Raw genomic sequence first — 448 nt, forward strand, 5'->3', positions numbered from 1 at the left:
GGTCCCATCGTGCCGCTGACCGGCAATCTGTTGTACCCGGACCCGATCCTGCCTGGGCTGGATCTGTCCCTACTGCCGCCGGCACCGGCGGAAGCCGGGGTGGTGGTGGATGCGCTCACCGGTCAGGGTGTGTGGCCTGGATATCAGCGCGCTGCCGGTGGTGTCCGAGCTGCCGGTGCTGGGTGAGTTACTGGGCACCCTGGGTGAGTTGCTGGCACCGTTGAGCGATCCGGTTCTGAGCCTGCAACAGACCGTGGTGCAGACCCGTTTCGGGACGCCACGGACCGTGGCCGGTGACAGCATCCAGACCCTGACCAACAAATGCCAGCTGAAACCGGTGGATCCGGCGGATTACCCCACGGTAGTGGATCCGCAGGCTTTCGCGGACCAGGTGGCGGAGATCTTCCCGCAGGGTGTCTGCGATTACAGCAAGCCCGGCGAGGGGACC

Annotated in this window: 2 protein-coding genes; both read left to right on the forward strand. The window is 65.8% G+C overall.

Translation table 11 applies throughout. From position 1 onward, the window contains the following. Positions 1 to 186 (forward strand): hypothetical protein (locus A3714_RS18210; protein ID WP_231867835.1); only part of this gene is annotated, 186 nt, incomplete at its 5' end. Then, a partial coding sequence (locus A3714_RS17525) for a DUF6351 family protein (RefSeq protein WP_231867836.1) occupies positions 110 to 448 on the forward strand: 339 nt, incomplete at its 3' end. The genes A3714_RS18210 and A3714_RS17525, both read left to right, overlap by 77 nt.

This window comes from Alcanivorax sp. HI0007, assembly GCF_001635525.1.
GTDB lineage: Bacteria > Pseudomonadota > Gammaproteobacteria > Pseudomonadales > Alcanivoracaceae > Alcanivorax.